14 protein-coding genes are annotated in these 25,142 nt (G+C 67.1%); 6 read left to right on the forward strand and 8 right to left on the reverse strand.

All coding sequences use genetic code 11. From position 1 onward, the window contains the following. Positions 1-22 precede the first annotated feature (22 nt). Entirely contained in the window at positions 23-1,567 is a 1,545-nt protein-coding gene (locus tag K5658_RS01155) for a hypothetical protein (protein WP_221065177.1), read from the reverse strand. A 516-nt stretch (positions 1,568-2,083) separates the two neighbouring features. Between K5658_RS01155 and K5658_RS01160 the strand changes: the two genes are divergently transcribed. From K5658_RS01160 to K5658_RS01185, 6 genes are all read left to right on the forward strand, one after another. Further along, positions 2,084-2,635, forward strand: coding sequence for a molybdopterin-binding protein (locus K5658_RS01160; RefSeq protein ID WP_221065178.1), 552 nt, complete (start codon positions 2,084-2,086; stop codon positions 2,633-2,635). A gap of 53 nt (positions 2,636-2,688) precedes the next feature. Further along, positions 2,689-4,041 (forward strand): hypothetical protein, encoded by a 1,353-nt coding sequence (locus K5658_RS01165; protein ID WP_221065179.1) that lies wholly within the window; start codon positions 2,689-2,691, stop codon positions 4,039-4,041. Beyond that, positions 4,038-4,448 (forward strand): group III truncated hemoglobin, encoded by a 411-nt coding sequence (locus K5658_RS01170; RefSeq protein ID WP_221065180.1) that lies wholly within the window; start codon positions 4,038-4,040, stop codon positions 4,446-4,448. Before K5658_RS01165 ends, K5658_RS01170 begins: the two co-directional genes overlap by 4 nt. Positions 4,449-4,452: 4 nt before the next feature. Further along, entirely contained in the window at positions 4,453-4,755 is a 303-nt protein-coding gene (locus tag K5658_RS01175; RefSeq protein WP_221065181.1) for a hypothetical protein, read from the forward strand. Beyond that, positions 4,752-15,404, forward strand: coding sequence for a filamentous haemagglutinin family protein (locus tag K5658_RS01180; protein ID WP_221065182.1), 10,653 nt, complete (start codon positions 4,752-4,754; stop codon positions 15,402-15,404). The genes K5658_RS01175 and K5658_RS01180 overlap by 4 nt, the downstream gene beginning before the upstream one ends. Positions 15,405-15,520: 116 nt before the next feature. Then, positions 15,521-16,336 (forward strand): TOBE domain-containing protein, encoded by an 816-nt coding sequence (locus tag K5658_RS01185; protein WP_221065183.1) that lies wholly within the window; start codon positions 15,521-15,523, stop codon positions 16,334-16,336. Positions 16,337-16,390: 54 nt separating this feature from the next. On the opposite strand, the gene K5658_RS01190 is transcribed toward K5658_RS01185, so the two are convergent. From K5658_RS01190 to K5658_RS01220, 7 genes are all read right to left on the reverse strand, one after another. Further along, positions 16,391-18,127: a mechanosensitive ion channel family protein gene (locus K5658_RS01190; protein WP_221065184.1), complete on the reverse strand. Its 1,737-nt coding sequence runs from the start codon at positions 18,125-18,127 to the stop codon at positions 16,391-16,393. An 89-nt stretch (positions 18,128-18,216) separates the two neighbouring features. Then, the gene (locus tag K5658_RS01195; protein WP_221065185.1) at positions 18,217-19,206 is read right to left on the reverse strand and encodes a DUF2950 domain-containing protein; all 990 of its coding nucleotides are present in this window, start codon (positions 19,204-19,206) and stop codon (positions 18,217-18,219) included. Further along, positions 19,206-21,164, reverse strand: a complete 1,959-nt coding sequence (locus tag K5658_RS01200) for a DUF3300 domain-containing protein (RefSeq protein ID WP_221065186.1) — start codon at positions 21,162-21,164, stop codon at positions 19,206-19,208. The genes K5658_RS01195 and K5658_RS01200 overlap by 1 nt, the downstream gene beginning before the upstream one ends. Before the next feature lie 183 nt (positions 21,165-21,347). Continuing rightward, positions 21,348-22,220 carry a Kdo hydroxylase KdoO gene (kdoO, locus tag K5658_RS01205; RefSeq protein ID WP_221065187.1) on the reverse strand — a complete coding sequence of 291 codons (873 nt, stop codon included), beginning with the start codon at positions 22,218-22,220 and terminating at the stop codon, positions 21,348-21,350. A gap of 111 nt (positions 22,221-22,331) precedes the next feature. Next, on the reverse strand, positions 22,332-23,060 hold the full coding sequence (locus K5658_RS01210) for an LOG family protein (protein ID WP_221065188.1): 729 nt from the start codon (positions 23,058-23,060) through the stop codon (positions 22,332-22,334). Between the two features lie 217 nt (positions 23,061-23,277). After that, positions 23,278-23,802: an NAD(P)H-dependent oxidoreductase gene (locus K5658_RS01215; protein ID WP_221065189.1), complete on the reverse strand. Its 525-nt coding sequence runs from the start codon at positions 23,800-23,802 to the stop codon at positions 23,278-23,280. 122 nt (positions 23,803-23,924) lie between these two features. Beyond that, a complete protein-coding gene (locus K5658_RS01220) occupies positions 23,925-24,674 on the reverse strand; it encodes a rhomboid family intramembrane serine protease (protein ID WP_221065190.1) in 750 nt (249 codons plus the stop codon). Positions 24,675-25,142: the final 468 nt, after the last annotated feature.

The raw sequence follows: 25,142 nt of genomic DNA on the forward strand, positions 1-25,142 counted from the left end.
CGTTTCGCATCCCCTTCAAGGATCAACGCAGCTCGGCCGTGCCGTAGTCGGGATTGACCACGGGCACCGTGCAGGCGTCGATGCCGCCGCCGGCGCGTTTATGGGTATACGGGGTCACCGGGTTGGCGGCGTTGAACACCGGGTCGGGCGCGTAGCCGTTGGCGCTGAGGGCCACATAGCCCGCCGTGCCGAAGCTGTGGATATCGGCTTGGTTGCGGGCGTTCACGTTGTCCGGCCTCTGGCCGTACTTGACCAGCGCCCTCAGCAAATTGCCCTGGTCGGCGGTGACGTTGTTCATCCATTGGATGCCGTATTCCGACCACAGCGGATATTTGCCCAGCGCCACCTGTTCCACGGTGGGGGCCGCCCCGTCGATTTTGATGAAGCGGTAATTGGCGGAGCGCGAAACATTGCGCTCGGTGGTCTGGATGCCGATGGCCCAGCGGTTGCCCTTGGCGGTCGGGAGGAAATTGGTGGTGCCGTTGTTGAAGTCGGTCAGGCAGCTATCCTCGGCCCCGAGGCTGGTGGCGAGCTGGACGTCGGTGAAGCTGCCCGGCTGCACCAGGCGCGGCGCGGAATTGCCGAGGCAGGGGTTTTGCAAAATGGTGGCGAGCAGGGCGACCTGCTGCCCGGCCCCGTTCTCGCGGCGACAGATATGCACCGTGGTGTCGTCCGGTGCCTTGAGATAGCTGGCGCTGCCGCCGTTGGAGGCCCAACGCGCCGCCACCTGTTCCAAGGATATGGCCGTGCCCGAGACATTCACAGAGAAGCTATTCCAATCCGACACCGCGCCGCTGAACAGGCTGGCGAGCTGCTGCTTGCCCAGGCTGGGCATACAGGCGGCGGTTTCGTCCATATTGGCGCTGGTGGTGCTGCCCGGCACGGCGCACTGGCTCGGCAAGGCACCGCTCAGCACCTGGGCGTATTGCAGGGCGTTGCGTAGTAACAGCGTGACCGGGGCGCCGATGATGTGGCCGGCGATGGCGTTGCGGTTGGGGATGCCGCTGGCGACGATCTCGGCCTGGCCGGTGGGGACGTTGTCGCCGCCGCGGAAGGCGTCCGGGGTGACATCGGACACGCTGCCGGTGGCGGTGATATTGGGCGTCACCGTGGTGCAGGAATAATCGTAATTGAAGGTGGTGCCGCCGCTGGTGAAGCTGCCGCTAAAGGCGGTGCAAGCGGCGGTGGAAGGCTTCTCCAGATAGGTCAGCTTGGTGCCTTTGACCAGGGCGTCCAGGCCCACATAGGACGCGCCCAAGCGCCGCCGGGAAATCCACAACTTCTTGGTGCCGACGATGCCGCTGACCTTGCTGCCATCGGTGCTGCAATAAATCGCCCAGTAATCGTTGTTGGTGGCCTTGCTCGGGTCGCTGGTGTAGTTCTGGAAATAGGTGTGGATGTTGGACGAGCAGAGGGCGGGCGCGAAGAACTTGTCGTTGGCCTGGGAACCGGGGACGTAGAGGACGATATCGGGATCGCCGTCGCCGGGGGTCAGCGCGGACGCCGCGCCCGCGAACGCGGCGAGCAGCGTGGCGAATAGGGTTTTCGGGAAAGCGGGGGTCGGCATGTGAAGGCTCCTGGATTCGGTGGCGTCGAAGGATTTGGCAACTTGTAGGAAAGCGGTTCCGCACCGGGGGCCGGGTACCGCCCACGCGGCGGATCCCGGCCCCCAGACGCATTGCGACTATGTGAACGGCTACATAGCGCGACCCAATCCTAAAGCAATCAATATCCATCAGTAAATAACGAAGGCCCGCCGTCCGTCGGGATTTGCCGCCGCAAGGGTGGAAATGCCGCATTTCACAGGTCTGCCAAAATACCAAATAAATATTTGATTTATATGATAAATAATCCGATGTACGCGACGGCGCTCCCGCCCAGGCGCGGGACGGGCTGGGCCTAGCGCTGTTTTTACAATCTCATAACGCCTTGCCCAGTCCGGCGGGAATCGATATAACTAATACCACATCGCGTAACCCGCGCCACCCTCCGGGATGGCGCACGGCGGAGCCAGGGGATGGACGGAACAACGGACAAGCGTTCCCGCGATGGCCGGTTCCCACTAACGATCCAGGAGCAACCCATGCTATTCCGCACTTTCTCCCCACCGGCCTTGGCCGTGTCACTCATGCTCGGCGTGGCCGCGACCGCCGAGGCCGCCTCCAGCTGCCTGGGCGGGCCGTCCACCACGCTCAGGCTGGCCGGTCCCGCCATCGCCACGCCGAAAACCTTCACCCCGGCCAGCCTCGCCGCCTACCCGCCCTCGAAAGTGACGGTGAGCTATTTTTCCGGCGCGTCGGGGATGGTGACCAAGACCTTCGTCGGGGTGCCCCTGTACGATCTGATCCAGGCAGCGGGCTTGGTGGTCGATGCCAACCGCAAGAACGACAAGCTCAGGAAATACCTGGCCGCCACCGCCACCGATTGCTATCAGGCGATCCTGTCCTATGCCGAAATCGACCCCGGCTACGGCGGCCAGCAAGCCATGGTGGCCTATGCCACGGTGGACGCCACGGGCACCCAAACCCCCCTGGACGATACCGAAGGCGCGATGAAACTGGTCATCCCCGGCGATAAATTCGGCGGCAGGCAGGTGTTCCACCTCGAATCGCTCACAGCGCGCTCGGCCCCTTGATCCCACACCGGGGGCGTCCTGGGTGGACGCCCCCGCCCCGCCCGGAATCCGCCATGACCGCAACCCGTCTCCTCCCCGCCTTGGTGCTGGCCTCGGCTTCGCATACCGCCCTGGCCCTGGACAACGACACGCCCCTGCCCAACGCCACCGGCGCGGCCAGCACCCACAGCGCCTTGGGCGTGATCGAGGCCGGCAATCCCTTCTTCCAAGCGCTGGGGAGCAATGGCCGGTCCTGCGATAGTTGCCATAAGCCGGAAAACGGTTGGAGCGTCACCCCCGCTGCCCTCAAGCAACGCTTCGACGCCAGCCAGGGCACCGACCCCATCTTCAGGACCCACGATGGGGCCAACCGCCCCGACGCCAAGGTCAAAACCCTCAAGGACCGCCTGGGCGCCTACAGCCTCCTGCTCAGCAAGGGCTTGATCCGCTTCGGCCTGGCGCTCCCGGCCCAGGCCGAGTTCCAACTCGCCGCCGTCAGCGATCCCTACGGCTACCTCACCCCGGTCTCGACCGAACTTTCCCTCTACCGCCGCCCGCTACCCGCCACCAACCTCAAGTTCCTGAACGCCGTCATGTGGGACGGGCGGGAAACGGTGGATGGGAAACCCATCGCCTTCGACCTGCGCAACCAAGCCAACACGGCCACCACCGGCCACGCCCAAGGCTCCCCGCTCCCCGAGGCGCAACGCCGCGCCATCGTCGCTTTCGAGACCCGGCTGTTCACCGCCCAAGTCGAAGACCTCCAGGCCGGGGCGCTGACCCCGGCCCCCCTCAAAGGCGGACCCATCCCGCTGTCGAAGCAGCGCTTCTATCCCGGCATCAACGCCTTTGGCGGCGATCCCCGCACCGGCGCGGCCTTCGATCCCACCGTATTCACCCTGTTCAACCCTTGGAACAAGCTGATCGACACGGACCCCACCGATATCCGCGCCGCCATCGCCCGCGGCCAAAAGCTGTTCAATACCCGCGGCTTCGTCATCTCCGGGGTGGCGGGGTTGAACGGTTCGCCCGATTTCGGCAGTCCCGCCACCCTGGTCGGGACGTGTAGCACCTGTCATAACGTCCCCAACGTCGGCGGCGATTCCGGCGTCCATTACATGGATACCGGCGTTGCCGACGCCGCCAACCGTAGCGGCGATCTGCCGTTATATACGTTACGGAACAAAACCACCGGCGCGACCCTCGCGACCACCGATCCGGGCCGGGCCATGATCACCGGCCTGTGGTCGGACATAGGTCGGTTCAAAGTGCCGGGACTGCGCGGGCTCGCCGCCAGGGCGCCTTATTTCCACAACGGCATGGCCCTGGCCTTGGGGAATGTGCTGGACTTCTACGATGGCCGTTTCCATCTCGGGCTCGACAACCGGGAAAGGCTGGATTTGATTTTGTTCCTGAGGTCGTTATGAACCCGAGTGCCGTCACCGAGGATCAAATCGCCGAACTGGTCCGCCGCTTCTATGCCAAGGCGCGGGCCGACGCCGAGTTGGGACCGGTCTTCGCCCGTAGCGTTGTCGACTGGGGCGAACACCACCGCATCGTCGAGGATTTCTGGTCGCGCACCTTGCTGGGCACCCGCCGCTACCAAGGCCATCCCTACGCGGCCCACACCCGCCTGGGACTCAAACCCGAACATTTCGAGCGCTGGCTGGCCCTGTTCCGACAAACCGCCCTGGAAGTCCTGCCCGCCGCCGTGGCCGAACACGCCATCGCCCGCACCGAACACATGGCGTCCAGCTTCAAGGCCGGGCTGTTCAGCTTCGGGGACTGGGTCGAACCCAGGCATGGCAAACCGGCCCGGCGGTCGGCGGAGTGAGGCCATGCCAGACACGAAACGGACGGACGGGGAACGCGGCTTGGAGGCAATACTGGCCGACTACGGCTTCGCGATGGGCTGTTTGGTACAGGACAAGGTGGAGCAAACGGGGCGCGAGGCGGAAGTCCGCCGCCTGCTGGCTCAGGGGTTCCGGTTCATCTTCAGCTTCGAACCGGATTTGGCGCAGGCCCGGCTTGTGGGCGAGGTGAGCGCGGCCTTGTACCACCCCGAGACCGGCGCGACCGTGCCGATCCTGCGGCTCAGCCTGACGACACGGCCACGGGGGGTGGCCGGGGTCCGGCATTGACGGGCCGGACCCGGCGGGACCGCCGCGCCGGACGTTGGCATTTACGCCGGGCCGTGCGGGGCTTGTTGCTGTGCGGCGGTATCGGCGCGGCCCGGGCCGAGTTGCCGGTGCCCGCCGCCGCCTGGGCCACGGCGGGGCAGGCCACCCGCGAGGTCGTGGGCAACACCATGACCATCCACCAACAGACCGACAAAGCCATCCTCAACTGGCAAAGCTTCGACATCGGCCTCAACAACGCCGTCCATTTCAAACAACCCGGCCCGGCCGCCGTCGCCCTCAACCGCATCGGCCCCGGCGACCTACCCAGCCGTATCCTCGGCACCTTGGACGCCAACGGCCAGGTTTATCTGGTCAATCCCAACGGCTTCGTGTTCGGCCCCGGCTCGCAGGTGAATGTGAATTCCCTGGTCGCCAGCACGCTGAATATCTCCGACGCGGCCTTCAACAGCGGGTTGACCAAGGTCATCAACCAATCCCAGGGCAGCGAGCCGGTGGCGGCCCTGACCGGCACCGGCCAGGTCTACCGCCAGGACGCCCAGGGCCGTCCCCTGCTCGACGCCCACGGCCAGCCCCTGAAAATCACCATCGAAACCCAGCCCGGTTCCCGCATCGCCAGCAACGCGGCGGGCGGGCGCATCCTGTTGGTGGCCCCCGCCATCGTCAACCAAGGCACGGTCAGCGCCCCCGACGGCCAGGTGGTGCTGGCCGCCGCCACCGACAAGGTGTATTTGCAGGAAGCCGGTTCCGATTCCAAGCTGCGCGGCATCCTGGTCGAGGTCAAGACCGGTGGCGACATCCAGAACCTCGGCAAGTTGGTGGCGGCCCGCGGCAATGTGACCGCACTGGGCTATCTGATCCATCAGCAAGGGCGGGTATCGGCCTCCACCTCGGTCAGCCTGAACGGCACGGTGCGGCTATTGGCGCGGGAAGGCGCGGCCATCGAGCGCGACAGCAACGGGACCCTCCACCTGGTGCCGCAAACCACCCGCCGCGCCAGCGACCTGGGCGATGGCCTGGGCCTCCAGGCCACGGTGGAGTTGGACGCGGGCAGCACCACCCGCGTCGATCTCGACGCTTCCAAAGGCAAGGCGGTGGACGAACAAGCCCAGACGCCCTCGCGGGTCGAAATCGCCGGCGGCAAGATCGTCATGGCGGCGGGTTCCGCCCTCGTGGCGCATGGGGGGCAGGTCGATTTCACCGCCAGCGCCCATCCCGCCCATCCCCTGCTCGCCACCACCGCCGACAATCCCAGCCGCATCGTATTGGAACCCGGCAGCCGGATCGATGTGTCCGGCTCGCGCAAGACCGTCCTGCCCATGTCGCGCAACGTGGTGTCGGTGGAACTGCGTGACAACGAACTACGCGATTCGCCCTTGCAGAAGGACGGCATCCTGCACGGCCAAACCGTACAGGTCGATATCCGCAAGGGCACGCCCTTGGCCGATATTTCCGGGGCCATCGCCCGCATCCGCCGCTCGGTGCAGGAGCGCAACGCCAACGGCGGTACGGTGAACCTGGATTCGGAGGGGGATGTGTTGTTCGGCCAGGGTGCGGTGGTCGATGTCTCGGGCGGCGCGGTGCGCTATCTCGACGGCTGGCTCAAGACCACGCAATTGGTCTCGGGCGACCAGGTCTACGATATCTCCCAAGCCGACCCCAACCGCCATTACGACGCCCTCCTGGGCCGGTTCAGCCTGCTGCATCCGCGCTGGAATATCACCCAGACCTGGGACTTGCCCGGTCCCGTCGGCCAGGGCCGTTTCGAACAGGGCTATACCGAAGGCCGATCCGCCGGAACCCTCGACATCCAAGCCCGCGACCTGTCCCTGGACGGCACGGTAAAAGCCGATACCGTGGCCGACCGCTATCAACGGGAAATGTCCGAACGGCCCGCGGGCGGCACCCTGTCCATCGATCTGGCTTGGTCGGGCCAGCGCCAGCAAGCGGTGGAATTCCGCAACCTGGGCGCACCGCTCAAGCTATCGGCCAGCGCTCCTGTCCCCGGCTTCGGTGCCGACGGTACGCCGCCCACCTTGGTGCTGGGCAACGAGCTATTCCGGGGCGGGGTGCAGAAATTGAAGCTTTCCAGCGGTGGCCGGATCGCCATCGCCCCAGGCACCGACCTCGAACTCCCCGCCGCCGGTAGCCTGGACCTCGATGGCGGGGCGGTGTCGGTCGAGGGCAATATCTCCGCGCCCTCGGGCAGCATCGCGCTCGCCACCCAGCAAATCGCCGGCGCTGCCGAAACCTTGTCGGGCGATCTCCAACTCGGCGCGGCCGCCCGTTTGGACACCAGCGGACTCTGGGTCAACGACCAACCCGGCAACCGCCAAACCCTCGATCCCGTGGCCCTGCCCATCGCGGGCGGGAGCATCGCCCTGCATGCCGTGGGCGGGCTGGATTTGGCGGAAGGCAGTCGGATCAGCGCCGACGGCGGGGCGTGGCTGGCGAAGAACGGCAAGGTCACGGCGGGCGCGGGCGGATCGATTGCGCTGGGCGTGGCGGGCAATACCCCGACCGCGCTCACGCTCGGGGCCAGCCTCAGCGCCCATGGCCTGTCCGAAGGCGGCAGTTTGGCGATCACCGCCAATGCCATCCGGGTGGGCGCGGACCCGGCCCCGGCGGAGGCCGCTGCCACCCTGTTGAACCTCGCGCCGGACACCCTGGCCCATGGCGGTTTCGGCCACATCGCCCTGACCGCCAATGGCGGCGATTTGTCCATCGCGCCCGGCACGGCCTTGGATTTGCGGCTGGAAACCTGGGAGTTGGACCGCGCTTATCCGGCCCAGGCCACCGGCACTCCGCTGGCCGGTTTCAGCCATGCCGTGTTGCAATCGGAAGCCTTCCGCGCCCCGGTCGATTTGACGCTGACCCTGGACCACGACGCCAAGGTCGGTGCCTACGATCCCCAGCACAGCCTGAGCCTGGGCACCGGCGCGTCCATCGCCACCGATCCCGGCGGCAAAATCGCCCTCGTCTCCGACACCGGCATCCGCATCGACGGCACACTCAGCGCCCCCGCCGGCACGATCCAACTCACGATCAATCCCATCGGTGCCACGCTGGACCGGGGCTACGACCCCGACCAAGCCATCCGCCTTGGTCCCGATGCCCGCTTGCTGGCCCAGGGCGCGGTCGTCGCCCAGCCCAACAACGCCGGGCTGGCGCTGGGCCAGGTCGAAGCCGGTGGCACGGTCGCGCTCACCGCCAACCGGGGCTATGTGCTGATGGACCGGGACGCCGTGATCGATGTCTCCGGCACCGCCGCGCCGCTCGATATCCCCAAGGACAACCAGGGCGGCTATGCCCGGCGGTGGATCGGCTCGGATGGCGGCGACATCGCCCTGACCGCGGCGGAAGGCATTGTGGCCGATGGTGAATTCAGCGCCCAGGCCGGGGCCGCGCCCGGTGCCAGTGGCGGCAGCCTCGGCCTGACCCTGGACGCCCGGAGCCGGGGTTTCGCCACCGACAACCTGCCCGCCGACGCCCTGCCCATTCCCACCGGGGAGCGCACGCTCCACCTCGCGGATACCGCCACGGCCCGGCTCGCGGCGGGAGCGGCCTTGGATGGCGGGATTCCCGCCAGCCTCGACGGCCAAGCCTATCTGGGCACGGATCAAGTCGAGCGGGGCGGCTTCGCCAGCCTCGCGCTCAAAGTCGCCGTCGCGGCCCCCGGTACACCGGGCTTCCATGCGGAATTCCCCAAGCAAGGCCGTCTCCAGTTCGAGGGCGATGTTTCCCTGAAGCTCGCCAAGTCCCTGACCTTGGACAGCCCCATCCTGGCCTGGAACCGCGGCCAGCCGGGCGATACCGGCACGGTGGACCTGAGCGCCCACAGCGCGACCTTGGGTTCCAGCCTGAACCGGACCGGTGCTTATGGGACGCGGAGCGGCGACGGGCGTTTGAACCTCGAAGCCGATTGGATCGACCTCACCGGCTCGACCGAACTGCAAGGCTTCCAGCAAGCCGGCCTCCACAGCCGCAACGATATCCGCCTGATCGGCCTCAATCCCAACGCGGAAGGCGATTTGCTGGGGCAATTCGCGGCGGCGGGCGAAATCGACCTCGCCGCCCGGCAAATCTATCCCAGCACTTTGAGCCAGTTCACCCTCCAAATCGACCCGGAGCAAAACCCCGATGGACTCATCCGCATCCTGCCGGGCGATGCCCAGGCCAAAGCCCCCTTGTCGGCGGGCGGGCAACTGAGCCTTGCGGCGGCGCGGATCGACAGCCAAGGCGTACTCCGCGCCCCCTTGGGCCAGATCAAGCTCAGCGCCGGGCAAAGCCTGGATTTGGCGGCGGGCAGCCTGACTTCGGTTTCGGCCCAGGGCTTGGTCATCCCGTTTGGCCGCACCCAGGGCGGGCTGGATTGGATTTTCCCCTTGGGGGCCGACGACCGGGTCATATCATCGCCGCCCGCCAAATCCATTCAACTCAAGGGCCAGGCGGTCCGGGTCGCCCGCGGGGCCAAGCTCGACCTCTCAGGTGGCGGCGATTTGCAGGCGTTCGAATTCATCCAAGGGCCGGGCGGCTCCACCGACCAACTCGATCCCAACGACCCCGGCTACACGGACGGTTCATTCACCTATCAAGAGAAATACGCGATCCTGCCCCAGCTCGGCAGCGCCTATGCGCCCTACGATCCCATCGAATTCCAGGCTTCCGGCCTGAAGCTGGGCGATAGCATTTATCTCGGCGCGGGCAGTGGCCTACCCGCCGGGCGCTATGTCTTGCTGCCCGCCCATTACGCGCTGTTGCCGGGTGCCTTCCTGGTCACGCCGCAAACCGGCACCACCGATCTGCCCATGGGTTCGCATTACACCCGGCTGGATGGCTCGACCGTGGTCGCGGGCTATCGCTATACGGCGGACACCGGGTTCCGCGACGCCCGCACCAGCGGCTACACGGTCGAACCGGGCCGCATCGCCCGCACCCGTTCGGAATACGAAGTCCACCGCGCCAACGCCTTCTATCCCCAACGCGCCCAGGATCGAGACCAAACCACGCCGCGCCTGCCCCTGGACGCGGGCGGTCTCTCGGTCACCGCGGACCAGTCCTTGCAACTGGCGGGCACGCTCTCGGCCAACGCCGTGGGCGGTGGGCGCGGCGGACGGGTGGATATCGCCGCCAGCCGCTTGAGCATCGTTCCCACCGAGGCCAGCGCGGACAGCGTGGACGATGGCAGCGTCGCCCTCGCCGCCGACGATCTCAACCGGCTGAATGTGGAAAGCCTCCTGCTCGGCGGCAACCGCAGCGGCGGCGACGACGGCGCGACCCGCCTCAAACTCACCGCCCAATCCGTGACCGTCGCTCCGGGCACCTCGTTGCAAGGCCAGGAAATCATCCTGGCGGCCCAGGACCGGGTGGAAATCGGCGCGGGAGCCACGTTGCAAGCCCAAGGCAAAGCCGTCGCGGGCGACGGCGTTTGGCAAATCGGCGCGGCGGACGGGACCTATACCGGCAGCGCCTTGGTGCGGCTCTCGACCGGCCCGCAAATCGACCTCAAAACCGACCCGCTGGCCGATGCGGCGCATACCGGCAGCCTCGCCGTGGACGCCGGCGCGGTGTTGAGCGCCACCGGCTCCATGGGGCTGTATGGCACCGTGGACAACCAGCTACAAGGCAGCCTAAAAATGGACGGCGGTTCCCTGGCCCTGGGCGCGGAACGGATCAGCCTGGGCAGCGCGCCCGCCGCCACGCCGGGTTTGATCCTCGGCGACGCTTTGCTGAACTCGCTCAAGGTGGACGAACTGCGCCTGACCACGTCCGGCAGCCTCGATGTCTATGGCGACGCCACGGTGAACGCCCAAAGTCTGGTGGTGGAAAGCGCCGGACTGCGCGGATGGGGCGCGGCGGGACAGACGGCCCGGATCACGGCGGACCAAGTGAGCTTCACCAATCCCGACGGCGCGGCGGCGACCGACCCTGGCACCGGGCTGGGCGATTTGGCGGTCACGGCCCAACACATCCAAATCGGTTCCGGCGACCAGGCCTGGAACGGCTTCCGCACGGTCTCGCTCGCGGCCAGCGATGCATTCTTGGCGGCGGGCGATGCCGCTTGGCGGGTGGACAGCGATTTGTCGATGGCTATCGGCAAGTTCGCCGCCCTGGCCGGTGCCCATCTCGCCCTGGACGCGGGAACCCACCGCGTCACGCTCAACCCGCTCGCGGGTGGGAAACCCGCCAGCGTGGCCGAGGGTTTGGGTGCCCGCTTGGATATACAGGCTGGATCGATCTCGGTGGCGACACCCATCGTCCTGCCCGCCGGTTCCCTGAATTTGGCCGCGAGCGGCGATATCGCCCTGAACAGCGGTGCCTTGCTCGACGCCGGAGGCCGGGCGGTGACTTTGGGTGGGAAAACGCTGTACGCGCCGGGCGGCAGCGTGGCCCTGTCCTCGACGGCGGGCAATATCGACTTGGCGGCGGGGGCGCGGATCACGGTGGCGGCGGACGCGGGCGGCGGCGATGCCGGCAGCCTGAAATTCTCGGCGGGACAGGGCCGGGTCAATCTGAACGGTGGCTTGTCGGCGCAAGCGGGCCAGGCGGGCGCGGGCGGTTCGTTCAGCCTGGACGCGCTGAACTTGGGCCTGGCCCATTTCTCCGCCTTGAATATCCAGCTGCAAGCCGCCGGTTTCAACGAGAGCCTTTCCCTGCGGCTCAGGCAAGGCGATATCGCCATCGCCCAGGGCGACACGGTCCGCGCACACAGCCTAAATCTCACCGCCGACAACGGCACCATCACCCTGTCCGGCAGCCTCGACGCCCGCGGCGACCAGGGCGGCGCGGTGGCTTTGAACGCCGGGCAAACCGTGCTGTTGACCCGCACGGCCCGGATCGAGGCCAGCGCCACGGCCAGCGACGGCGATGGCGGGACGGTGGTCCTCGATGCGCTGGGCGATGGTAGCCGCGCCAGCGGGGTCCAGATCGAAGCGGGCGCGAACATCGACGTGGCGGCGGGCGGCAGCGGCCAGGGCGGCACGGTGCGGGTGCGGGCCGGGCGGGTCGGCGCGGACGACGCCGCCGTCGCCATCGCCCCCGGCACGGTCGGCGGCGCGGCCACGCTGGAAGTCGAAGCGGTGCGGGTCTACCGCGACATACCGCTGACCAATGCCAATATCGCCGCTTGGTATGCGGATACCTCGGCCTATATGGACGCCGCCGCCAATAATCCCGATCTGCAAACCCGGCTTGGCGGTTTCCAATTGACGCCCGGACTCGATATCCAAGCCAGCGGCGATCTAAACCTCGACCTGGGCGGCAGCCTCGCGGGCCACACCTGGACCGCGACCGGCACCGCCAATGTCTGGACCACCCGCCTAGACGATATCGCCGGGCCGGTCGGCGGCCTGACCCAGATCGGCTCCGACGGCACGGCCCGGACCTTGGCCGCCGGCGCGTCCAGCCTGCTGAGCAGCGATGGCAGCTATTATTTCGACGCCGATCCGGCCTCGCCCACGTTCCGGCAATTGTTCGTGCGGGTCTTCCCCAGCGGCGGCGGCAACCGCTACGATCCCGGCCAAATCAAGGGCGATTTGGTCGAAGCCAATGGCTGGGACTTCTCGTTCCCGGACAGCCAGGGCAACGCCTGGCGCTTCGGTCCCGACCAGGTGCCGGGCTATCTGACACTGCGGGCGGCGGGCGGCTTGACGATAGGCCAGAACCTCTCCGATGGCTTCGTCACCTATAACGCCCAATCCTTGGCGAACTTCTTCCAGATCGACGGCACGGCCCCCAACTGGCTGGATACCCTGATGCCACAAACCGGTTTCTCCTGGAGCTACCGGCTGGCGGCGGGCGCGGACCTCGGCAGCGCCGACCCCGCGGCGACCACGGGCGCGGCCTACGACCTCGTCATCGGCGCGGGCGCGTCGGTGCGCACCGGCACCGGCGATATCAGCGCCACGGCCAGCGGCGATATCAGGCTCACCGACTCGCGCTCCACGATCTATACGGCGGGCCGTCCCACCGACGCCCAGCGCTACGGCAGCTTCGGTTTCGACCTGACCCGCAAAGCCTTCTACGCCGAATATCCGGTCGATGGCGGCGATCTGAGCCTCAGCGCCCAGGGCGATATCATCGGCGCGGCCACATCGCAATTCATGTCGGATTGGCTGGTGCGCACCGGCGGTTGGAACCCCGACGACGGCATCGACGCCAAGGACCGGCCCACGGCCTGGGGCATCGCTTTCGATAATCTGGTGGTGGCGGGTTCGGCCGACGCCGAAACCCAGAACCTCAAATCCGGCTTCCGGCAAAACCTGGGCGCGTTGGGCGGCGGCGATATCACGGTGCAGGCGGGCGGTACGGTGCGCGACCTCTCGGCCATGCTGCCGACCACGGCCAAGCCGACCGGACCGGTCGGCGACGACGGCCAAATCACCCAGAATACCCAGCGGGTGCGCGGCGGCGGCGATTTGCGGGTCGTGGCGGGCGGGGATATCGCGGGCGGGGTGTTCTATGTGGAACAGGGCACGGCCCAGTTGACCGCCCAGGGCGCGGTGACCGGCGGTTCCCAATACACGGCGGGTCCGGTGTTCGCCCTGGGCGATGCCCGCTTCGAGGTCCGCGCCGCCCAGGGCATCGCGGTGGGCGCGGCTTTGAATCCCTTCACGCTCACGGCCTCCGCATACACCGACAAGACGGCTTATTTCTCCACCTACTCGGCCCGATCCAGCCTCAACCTGCAAAGCTCGGCGGGCACGGTGGCGCTCAACAACGATGCCAGCGTCATCCAGCAGAATTATCTCCTGTACGACGCCACCACGCCCAACGGACGCCCGGTGTTGAGCGATATCGACGCCGCCCGGATGCTGACCCTCTATCCCGGCTCGCTGCAAGCCTACGCCCTCGGCGGCGGGCTTGTGGTCGGGCATTCCTTCGACCTGTTCCCGGCGGCGCAGGGCGATTTGGAATGGCTGGCGGACGGCGATATCCATTTCGACCAGGGCGAACAGGTGTTCATCAATCAATCCGACACCGATCCCGCGTTGCTGCTGCCGGTTTCGGCCCCCCAAGCCAGCCTCAACGAGGCTTCCAAGCGGCTGGATATTTTCAACCTCGCCAACACCGATTTCCTGCATGCCGCCGTGCCGGTCCATCAGGACGATCCCGATCCGGTGTTGATCGCTTCCGAACACGGCGATATCGTGTCGGACCACGCTTCCCTGCTCGTTACCGCCGAACCCGCCACGATCAGCGCGGGCCGGGATATCGTGGGACTGGGCCTGGAACTCCAAAACCTCCGCGCCAACGATATTTCCGAAATCCGGGCCGGGCGCGATATCCGCTTCCCCATCCTGCGCGACCCCGTCACCGGCGACCTGGACAGCGGCCTCGACGGCCTGCCGATCTCGGCGGCGGGACCGGGCCAGTTGCAGGTGCTGGCCGGGCGCGACCTGGACCTCGGCACTTCGGCGGGCATCACCACGCTGGGCAATCTGACCAATCCCGCGCTTCCCGCGGGCGGGGCGTCGATAGCGGCCTGGGCCGGTTTGGGCCGGGCACCGGATTATCAAGCCTTCATCCAGACCTATCTGCAAGGCCGCTATGCCGGGCCATTGACCTTGTATATGCGGGCCTTGCTGGGCGACCCCAACTTGGACACCACCACCGCCCTGGCCCGTTTCCAAGCCCTGCCCGCCGTGCGCCAGCGGGAATTGATCCTGGCCGTGCTGTTCCGGGAACTCAAGGCCGCCGGGATCGCCGCCGCCCGGACCACCGATCCCGCCCGCCGCGCCGCCGCCTACCGCCGCGGCGGACAAGCCATCGCGACGCTATTGCCGGGGCAGGATTATCAAGGCGATATGAAGCTGTTCTTCAGCAAGATACAAACCCTGGACGGCGGTGATATCCAGCTCATGGCCCCCGGCGGCTTGATCGATGTCGGCCTCGCGACCGCCTTCAGCGGTAACAAGACGGCGGCGGATTTGGGCATCGTGGCGCAGCGCTCGGGGCGGATCGAGGCGCTGTCGGAGGGCGATTTGCAGGTGAACCAATCCAGGGTGTTCACCTTGGGCGGCGGCGATATCACCCTATGGTCGGAAGCTGGGAATATCGACGCCGGGCGCGGGGCTAAGGCGGCGCTGTCGGCCCCCGCCCCGACCTATAGCTTCGACGCCAAGGGCAATCTGGTGGTGGTGTTCCCGGCGGCGGTATCGGGCAGCGGCATCCGGGCGCAATCGGGTTCCACCGGCACCGATATCGGCGCGGACGACACCGCCGCCAGCCCCTTGACCGGCATCTTCGGCGACAGCGCCCGCGCCGCCCGCTTCGGCGATGTCACCCTGGTCGCCCCCCGCGGCGTGGTGAACGCGGGCGAGGCCGGCATTGGCGGCAAGAATGTCGCCATCGCCGCCACCGCCATCATCGGCGTGTCCAACATTCAAGTCACGGGCAACCTGACCGGGGCACCGCCGCCCCCGCCTTCGCTCGCGGCGGTGCTGACCGGGGCCAACACCCTGGCCGCCGGCGCGAACACCGCCGCCCAATCGGCCCTGGATGAAAACCTCGCCGCCACCCGCGCACAGGTCCAAACCCCGGCGACCGGCCCTACCGGGCCGGTCCAGCAATCCAGCCTCCATGCCCAAGTGGTCGGCTTCGGCCAATGCAGCCTGGGCGATATCCGGCGGGGCAGCGACGGCTGCCGTTGATTCCTCCCGGTGCCTACATGGCGCGTGGGAACCCGGAAAATAGCGTGTATGCTGTGCCGCCAAACCGACCGCCGCCAGCGCGGTCCCGCTCCCATCCCCGCACAGGAAGTCATCGCATGTCCCATCCCGTCCCGGAATCCACCCTGCCCGCCCTGGTCCAGGGCGAACTCACCCTGATCGGCGGCCTCAACGAACGGCTGTTCCGCCTGCTCGCCGCCATCGCCAGCACCGGCTCCATCACCCAGGCCGCCCGCGCCATCGGCATGAGCTACAAAGGGGCCTGGGAGTTGATCGACCGCGCCAACAACCTCTCGCCGGAACTCCTGGTGGACAGCAGTCCCGGTGGCCGGGCCGGCGGCGGTACCCGGCTGACCCCGGCCGGCCAGGAATTGCTCAACCTGTTCCAACGGCTGCAAGAGGAACACCGGACCTTCCTCGACCGGCTCAACCGGGAATTGGCCGCCAACCCCAACTTTAGATTCCTGCACCGCCGCTTCGGGATGAAATCCAGCGCCCGCAACCAGTTGTTCGGCAACGTCAAGCGCGTGGTGCCGGGCGCGGTGAACGCGGAGGCGATCATCGCGCTCAAGGGCGGCGACGAATTGGTCGCCGCCGTGACCCACAAATCGGTGGAAGCCTTGGGGATCGAAGCCGGCCGGGAAGTGGTGGCCCTGGTCAAAGCGCCACAGGTCATCGTGGTCAAGGATTTCGGCGGCTACCGGCTCTCGGCCCGCAACCAGTTGGCGGGCGTCGTCGAGCGGGTGCAACGCGGGGCGGTCAGCGCGGAAGTGGTCATCAAGCTGGCGGGCGGGGATGCCCTGGCCGCCAGCATCACCAACGACAGCGTGGACCAATTGGATATCAAGGAGGGCGAGGCGGCGACCGCCGTGTTCAAAGCGGGGGCGGTGATCCTGGGCGTCGCCGAGCGGTAGGGACTTCCGCCGGTTCCCAAGCGGCGCTGGGGAACCGGCGGGAACGGGGAGAACTCAAGCCAACTTGCCCTGCGGCAGGCTCTCGATATGCAAGGTCTGGGTCGGGAAGGCGAAGCCGACGCCGGAAGTCTCGGCCAGTTGCAAAATCTCCAGCAGAATCCGCTGCCGGACCGCCAATTCTTCCCGCCGGCTCGAAACCCGGATCAGGAAATTCAACAGGATATCCAGGCTGCTGGCCCCGAAGTCGTTGAACGCCACCTGGATATTGTCCTTGCGGGTGTCGGGGTCGGCCCGGAGGATGAGTTCCACGCCCGCGACGAAGGCCCCGAGCTTGGCGGGCGGGGTATCGTAGGTCAGGCCCAAGGTGGTTTTGACCTGGCGGTATTGGCGTAGCTCCATATTGTCCACGGTGCTGTTCACCAACTCGCTGCTGGGGATGCTCACCAAGGAGTCGTAGAAGGTGCGGATGCGGGTGCTGCGGAAACCGACGTTCTCGACCACGCCCTCGATATCGCCCACCTTGATCCAATGGCCGATGGCGAAGGGCTTCTCGAACATGATGATGAACGATCCCAGCAAATTGGCCAGGGTCTGCTGCGCCGCCAGGGCCACCGCCAAACCGCCCACGCCCAAGCCCGCCACCACCGAATAGGCCGGCACGCCCACCCGGTCCCCGCCCACCACCAGGATCACCACCGCCAGCACCAAAGTCACCAAGCGCAACACCAGCCGGATCAACTGGCTGTCGATGCTGCTGGTGATGAGCCGCTCGGATTCGATCAAGCTTTCCGCCAAGGCGCCGCCCGCCACCCACACCAACCAGGTCAGGGCCAGATAGAACACGCTCCACAGCGACAAGGTCAGCACCGCGTTGACCTCGCCCGAGATACGCAGCATCTGGGTCAGCACCAGCACCGCGACCGGGATGATCAACACCAGGCTGAGCGGCCTCAGCAACTCGGTCCAGCGTTCGGCGGCCCCGGTCCGGCCCACCCAACGCTGGCTCAAGCGGAAGCTCAGCACCGCCAGGGCGAAGCCAAACCCGAACACCCCCACGATGCCGATCCAGCGCCACACCGGCTGGTCCAGGAAACTGGCCATGGCCCAGCCCGGCACCCCGAGTATCCAGCGCGGCGGCACGATGGCGCGTAGCGCCAAGACCACGCCGGTGGGCCGGTAGTAGACGAAATCATACAAACCGCCATGGATGCCGGAGCGATACGGCAGTTGCTTGACCTTGGCGTAGAAATCGGGGATGCGCTGCACGGTTTCCGGGCCGAACAGATATTCGCCCGCCCGCGGCCCGGTTTCCATCCGCACGAGGCGGATTTCGGTGCCGGGAATCGTCCAGCGCTTGAACTCGGCGGCGGCCATCGCCTGGGCGTCGGGAATGGCCTCCCACGGCGGTAGTTCGATGCGGTCCAGCACCTCCTTCAATTGCAAGGTCAGCCGCCGCCCCGCCTCGTCCAACATGGCGGGCGGCACCTGGCTCAAGTCCAGCGCCCGCTCGGCGGACAGCAAGTCGTAGCGGGCCTTGGCGATGATCGCGACCTCGGCCGGGGACAGGTAGAGCCGCGACGAGGCCAGATAGTCGTTCACCAAACCATCGCCCTTGGCATAGGCTTCCTCCATGAATTCGAGGAAACCCCGCAGGGTGGTCCTGGGGCTGGAGGTGTCGATGGGTTCGAGCGGCTTGATTTCGTCGGCGGCCAGCGCGGGCACCGCGAGCCAAAGCGCCAGCAACGGGGATAACCACCAGGACGGGAAACGGGAACGGAACCTTGGATTCATGCGGACCTGTCGGATCGGATCGGATCGGAATGGAAATGGAAGGGAAAACCCTGGCCTGGGCGCGAACCGGGCGGACCCGCCCGGCCCGCTCATTCGCCGGTCGCCACCAGCTCCCAGCCGGGGCCGGGGTTGTATTCCTTGATGGCCTGGGCCAGCTCCGCCGTCTTGGGACCAAGGTCTTTCTGGTAGATCTTGCCCTGGTGGTTGACGATGAAGCTCATGACGCCGGATTGGCCGTACTCGGCGGGAAAAGCCACCAGTCCGAAACCGGCGATCATATTGCCGTTGATGATGTAATCGTATTTGCCGCCGGGCGCGTCCGGGCCTTGGCGGGTCAGGATGCGGTAGTAATAGCCATGGTAGGGCACGGATTGCCCCGCGCCCTTGCCGTAGCCTTCGGCGCGGGCCTCGGCCACCAGCGGTCCCATCGGGCTGGGCGGGCGGCCAGGCTCTTCTTCCCAGAACAGCCCGTCGTGCTGGCCGGGGGCGCTGGCCAGTTTCTGGGCATATTCGGCCACCGTTTCGCTGTCGTGGTCGCTATTGGCGTACTCGAACTGGGCTTCCACATAGGCGCTGACCACGCCCAGGGCGTACAACTCGTTGCGGCCGATGCGGCGGTTGATGATTTCCTCCCGGCCCTGGACGGCGTCGAACCGCCAGCCATCGGCGGTTTTCACCAAGGGGATGGGGAAGGGCCAATGGTCCTCGCCCGCGTAAAGGGTGGCTTGATCCGGCCCGGCGGCTTCCGTGGCCAGCCGGGCCGTGGCCTTGGCGACGAAAGCCTCGCGGTTGCGTTGATCCTCCGCCGGATCGCCCGAAGACAGCAAGGCCGCGCCTTCGGCACCGAACAAGGCGTCCAAGCCCTTGGGATCGCTGGAACGGGCGGCTTGCAGCAAGGACTGGGCCGCCGCGTCGGGGGTGGGGAAGCTTGGCACCGCCGGGCTGTCCGGGGCGGGATGGGCGGCGAGCGGAATCAGGGCCAGGGTCGCGAACAGAGCGGTGCGGAGCTTGCGGTGCATGGCGTGGTCCTCGGATAGGGTGTTCGTGCTGGAATGGGCCGGGATCATGGGAGGGATCATCAGCGCCTCCCTTTGAGTCCACCGCCCTCGCCACCGCCTTGGAACCGGCCTCCTCCACCGCCCCCGCCCTGGAAATTACGCCCACCGCCGCCTTGCGCCCCACCGCCCGCGGCGGCGAGATTCTGGCGGCTGGCCGCGCCGCGCTTGGAGAAATCCTGCATCCGGGCGTTGTCGCGGGCACCCTCGAAGGCGTTGGGCCGGGCGGCTTCGGCGCGTTTCTGGTTGTCGCGGAACTGGCTGAAATCACGCTGGCCCGCCGGTCCCTGGGCGGGCCGCTGGGCGGGTTCGGCCCGCCGCTCCTGGAGCTTGTTGCGGGCCGGTCCCGCAGTGGCCTGGGTCGGCTGCCGTTCCGCCTGCTCCCGCCGGGGCCGTTCGCCTGCCTTGGTCTGGGTTTTCTCCCGGCTGGCCGCGCCGCGGCGTTCTTCCGCCCGCGTCTGCCGCCCGTTGCCGGTGTCGGCCAGACCTTCCCAGGCGTTGGGCCGGTTGCCCTGGTCCAGCCGCTTCGGGATATCGACGACCGCCGCCGGGCGGTTGGGTTGGGCCGGCTTGGCCCCGAACTTCTGCTCCAACTGGGTATCCTGGCCCAGGCGTTGGCGGACTTGCTCCACGGAGGGACGTTGCCCTGCGGGCAGGCTGGCCGGGCGGGTCGCGCCCTGCCCGAATCCCCGGACATTGGCGGGCAAGGTCTGCGCCGCGCCCAGGCGGTCCCCGGCCAGGCCCGGTTGCTGGATATCGCCCCAGCGCTCGCGGGCGGCGGCGGGATATTGCTGGCCGCGGCGGTGGCGGGCGTCGGGGGTCCAGCCTTCGCGTTCTTGTTTCCAGTTCGCCAATTGGTCCTGGCTGATGCTGCGGCTGCGGTCGATATTGATCTCGTTGCCGGAGATATTGACGTTCTTGTTGTAGTTGACGTTGCCCCGGTCGTAGCCGCCGCCGCTGTTCCAGCAAGTGCCGTTGCGGCAAACCGTCCCGCCGTAATAGTGGCTGACCGGCGGGTAATAACCGCCGTAATAGCCGCCATGCCAATAGTCGTCGTTGTGGGACCATTCCATGATGCCCCAGGTCAGCAAGCCACCGACCAAGGCCCCCGCCCCGAAAGTCAACCACGGATCGGCGCTAGAGGCCGTGGTGGTGGTCGTCGTCGTGGTGGCGGGCACGGCGCTGGGGTAATAGTTGTTGACCACCGTGGCGGGCGCGGCGGCGCTGACGGGCGGCGGGGCCAGCGGGGCGGAATAGGCTTGCTGCGGGTTGTACTGGGGCACGTAGAGCGTGTCGGGCTTGGCCGGTTCGATGTAGACCACCTCTTTCTTCACCACCGCCGGTTGGGCCTGGGGCGTCCCGGCAGCGGGCGCGGCGGCGGGACCCGCCGCCTCGGTCTTCACCGTGACCTTCTGCTCCGGCGTGTCCTTGAGGAAGCCCGCCGCCCGCGCCCTGCGGCGCAAATCCTGGACCGCGTTCATCAAGGCTTCCGGCTGGGCCAGGAAGGTATCGCCCAGGCGGGTGGTCCAGTCCAGATGGTCGTTCATCATCTTGAGGACTTGCGGCACCTCGACCAGGCGCTGGATGCTGGCGTCCCAAGTTTTATCCTTGAGGCTCGCGGGGTTGGGCTTGGCCTCCAACCAGCGGGCCGCTTGCACCACTTCCAAGGGATAGGTGGCGGCGACCAGCATTTCCGCCAGCAAGGGATCGGGATAGAGCGCGATGGGGGCCACCAGGGATTCCAAATCCGACAGCGCTTGGACCGGGGCGGCGGGCGGCGGTGGCTGGGTCGGAGCCGCGACGGGCTGGGCCGCGGCCGGCGGCGGATTGGCCGCCGCCTGGGCGGGAGGCGTCTGGGCCGGTGGTTTGGCACCCGCCGTCCGGTCTTCCCCGCCGCATCCGGTCGGTGACAGGGCCAGGGCGATGAGCATGGCCCGGTAGAGATCGGAACGGTCCCCTATCGAAGGTTTGGATGCAGTCATGGTGTCGCTCGCGGAATCAGGGAATGGAGGATCGGTCGGCTTGAACCGGACCTTGGGCCGGACGGGGCGGATGCGGTGCGCCTCGCTCCTGTCCGGCGCATCCTACGCTTTCACCGCCATGTTGCAACCGTAGCCGGGATGGGCGCTGGAATCGAGCTTCCCAGGGAAACGCGCCCATCGCGGTCAGGACACCAGCCGCCGCCCCGTCAGCCGTTCCAGCACCTTGAGCGGGGCGGTTTCCGGGCGGGCTTGGTGTTCCACATCCAGATAAAAGGTCTGTTCCAGCATGAACTGGCCGGATAGGACCGCGTGCAGCACTTGGTCGGAATAGACGATCCAGGCGCTGCCCGGCGGGAAGGCGAAGGTCTCTTGCGGCACCTGGGCTTGGTAATCCAGGTCGGCCTTCCCGAGATCGTGCAACTGGCCCATGAGGTGATCGTATTCGCTGCGGCGGGATTTGGTGAGGCCCAGCCGTTCCAAGGCCCAGGCCGATCCCGGCCAGGGGCGGCGGGTCAGGGGCAGGAATTTCCGGGCATACGGCTCGAACGGTTCGCCGACCCGCCAGACCCTGGGTTTCCCTTCGGGATTGATATTGGCGAACACCCGCAACAAGCGCTTGCCGCCGGTGGGATTCGAGGGGAAGGAATCCACATGCAGGCGGGAATCGTCCTTGCGCCAACTGGTTGCGCGCCCTTCCGCCCGCACCGTGCGGTAGGAGGCGAAACCGCGCCGCAGGTAGGGCCGGTATCCGGGAAACAAGCCGTGGACCAAGCGTTCCGCCCCGTCGGAAAAGCGGGCCAGCATCGTTTGCAGCGCCGCGACCGCGTCCGGCGCGCCGACCGCGCCGCGCAATTCGGTCCCGCGCAGGCTGATGTTCTTGGCCTTGCCGTCGGTCCAGCCTTCGGCGAGGAAGCGCCGCTCGGCCTCCCCGACCGCGAATGCCAGCCGGGGCAGATAAAGCACTTGCCCGGTTTCCAAGCATTCGGTCCAGTTCTGTCCGTCCGGCGCGGTTTCCCAGGTGTCGATGGGGCATTCGCGGATGAGGCTCGGTGTCATGGGTCGCTCCTTGGGCGAGGGTTGATCGGGTAGGCGGGCCGGGGCATAACCCCCGGATCGGCGGTGGATTTAACCATTTGCCGTCGGGTTTAGCGACCGTTTGCGGAACCCTCAGCCCAGCGCGGCTTCCGCCGCCCGGATGATGCGCACGGTGTCCTCGGGGTAATCGACGCCATGCAGGAAATAGGTTTCCTCCGCATCGACGCAGCCGTGCCCCAGCAGGATGTCGCGGGCGAAGTCGCCCAGCCCGCCCCAGAATTCCCGCGCCATGAACACCACCGGGAAGGCTTCCAGCTTGCCGGTCTGGATCAGTGTGATGACCTCGAACGCTTCGTCCAGGGTGCCGAAACCGCCGGGCAGGATCACGAAGGCCCGCGAGTATTTCACCAACATCAGCTTGCGGATGAAGAAATGCTCGAACTCGATGAATTTGTCGAGATAGGCGTTGGGTTGTTGCTCGCGGGGCAGTTTGATGTTGCAACCGATGCTCAGGCCACCCGCTTCCTTGGCGCCGCGGTTGGCGGCTTCCATGATGCCGGGGCCGCCGCCGGTCATCACGGCGTAACCGGCTTCGGCCAGGGCGCGTCCGGTGGCCCGCGCCAGGGCGTAGTAGGGATGCTCCTCGGGGAAGCGGGCCGAGCCGAACACCGTGACGCAGGGGGCTTCGAGGTCGAAGCTCTCGAAACCGCGCAGGAACTCCAGGAAAAAGGTGACGGCGCTTTCGAGGTCGGCGGCGCGGTCGCGGGGGCCGGAGAGCAGCAGTTTTTCGGCGCCTTCGACCTTGCCCAGCAAGGAGAGCGAGCGGCCCGGATCGGCGCAGGGCGGGAGGGTGTGGGTCATGGCGTGGCCTCGTGGGGTGGAGGATGGAAAAGCGCGGGGGCTCGGGAATCAGCCCCACCCATGCCCGTTCCGCCGCGATCAATCCCCGTGGTACAGCGTCATCGCGGGCACCGGATGCGGACCACATGGCCGCGCCGCGCGGGATTGTGGAGGATGTGGCCGGGTTTTTGGCGTAACCCCGCTTCGGCGGGCCGCGACCCGCCAGGCCGGCGCAGCGCTAGGCCAGGGTTTCCAGCCTGCGCCGCAAAGCCCGCCCGTGGCGGGCCATCTGAGCCTCGTCGGCAGCGTAGGCACCGTGGAAAACCATGGGTTCAAGCCAGGTCATGCCGCAGAAGCGGGCGGTCAGTTCGAAGGGTTTCAGCAGGTCGGCGACGGCGATGCCGTTGATGCCATCGGGCGCGTAGGCGGTGGCGGGCATCCCGGTGGTGACGCTGTGCAGCCAGCGTTTGCCGCGCAGGGCCAGTCCCTTCGCGCCATAGGCGAAATCCTGTTCCAGTACCACGTCGATCCACTCCTTGAGCAGGGCCGGGCAGCCATACCAATAGAAAGGATGCTGGAACAGCACCACATCGGCTTCCATCAAGAGGGCTTGCTCGCGTTGGATATCGATGTAGAAATTGGGATAGAGCGCGTAGAGATCGTTGACGCGGGCACCGGGCAGGTCGCGCAGGGCGTCCAGCACGGCGTGGTTGGCCCGCGAGCGTTCGGGGTAGGGATGGATGAACTGTATCAGGATGGTCATGGCGGCGGGCTGGGAGCGACGAGCCTGGATCATAGCATGGCCCCCGCGCCGTTCCGGGCGGGAGAGGCCGGCCTGGCGCGTTGACGCTGAGTTTCGGCGCTTCCCCCGCGGCCGGGGCCGGCTCACCAGCGATAGCCGCCGAAAAAGCGCCGCCGATGTTCGGCCAGATAGCCCGGCCTCTGCATCGGCCCGACCAGGACCAAGCCCGCCAGGAAGCCGCCCACATGCGCCCAGAACGCCACGCCGCCACCCGCGCCGTGCAGCCCCGGCATCCCGCCCGCCAATTGCAGGATGAACCAATAGCCCAGCATCCCGATGGCGGGCACCGAAACCGTGGTGAAGAAAAATCCAAGGAAGATCAAGGTATGGATGCGTGCGTGCGGATAGAGCCGGGCATAAGCGCCCATCACCCCGCCGATGGCCCCGGAAGCCCCGACCATGGGCGCGGTGGTGGCCGGGTCGGAGAGGATTTGCGCCGCCGCCGCCGCCAGCCCGCACAGGAGATAGAACACCACGAACCGCAACGGCCCCATGCAATCCTCGATGTTGTCGCCGAACACCCAGAGGAACCACAGATTGCCGATGAGATGGAACCAACCGCCGTGCAGGAACATATGGGTGAACAGGGTGGGCAGGGAGCCTTCGTCCTCCAATTCGCAGCCCAGATGCTCGTTCAACGGGATGACGGTGCCGGGCGGCACCCGGCCCAGGAGGTCGCCCGGAATCAAGCCGAGTTCGCATAATGAGCGGGCCAGGGGTTCGTCCGCGCCCAAGCCTTGGATGAAGACCCAACTGAAAATATTGAGCCCGATGATGAGGAGCAAGGCCAGCGGCCTGCCCAGGGTGGGGTTCTCGTCGCGCAATGGGAACATGCTTGCCTCGCTGGGTGATGGCCTGGATGGAGGGTGGGCGGGAACAAACTTTGGGGTTTGGCCGAAAGCAACTTCCCGGTTCCGCTGTGAATAAAAACGCGCTGGAGTGCCAACCTCAGTTTGCGCGGGGCCGGTGCGTACCAACCGAAGTTTGTACTCCAAGGCGATATAGGGAAGTTATTTCCGGTCCAACCCTCGGAGCCGGCCCGGCAGAAAGAAGTTCGGGGGGCGTCAAGCCCGCTGTGGATTTTCAGAACCCTGCGGAATGGGCTATCCGAGCGGCTGTGGCGACGATGGATGGGCGTTGCCTGCCAAAGCGCGGCTTCGCCGCCCACTGGTCGGGCAAGGACCGCGAAATCCTCGCCGGCACCGCCGCGAACCGCCCATGGAAATCCCCGCTCGACCTTGGCTTGGCAAGTGCCGGGGGGTTCTGAAAACCTGCCTATACTGTGTACGAGCATGACCGCC

This window comes from Methylomagnum ishizawai, assembly GCF_019670005.1.
In the GTDB taxonomy this organism is placed as follows: Bacteria; Pseudomonadota; Gammaproteobacteria; order Methylococcales; family Methylococcaceae; genus Methylomagnum; species Methylomagnum ishizawai.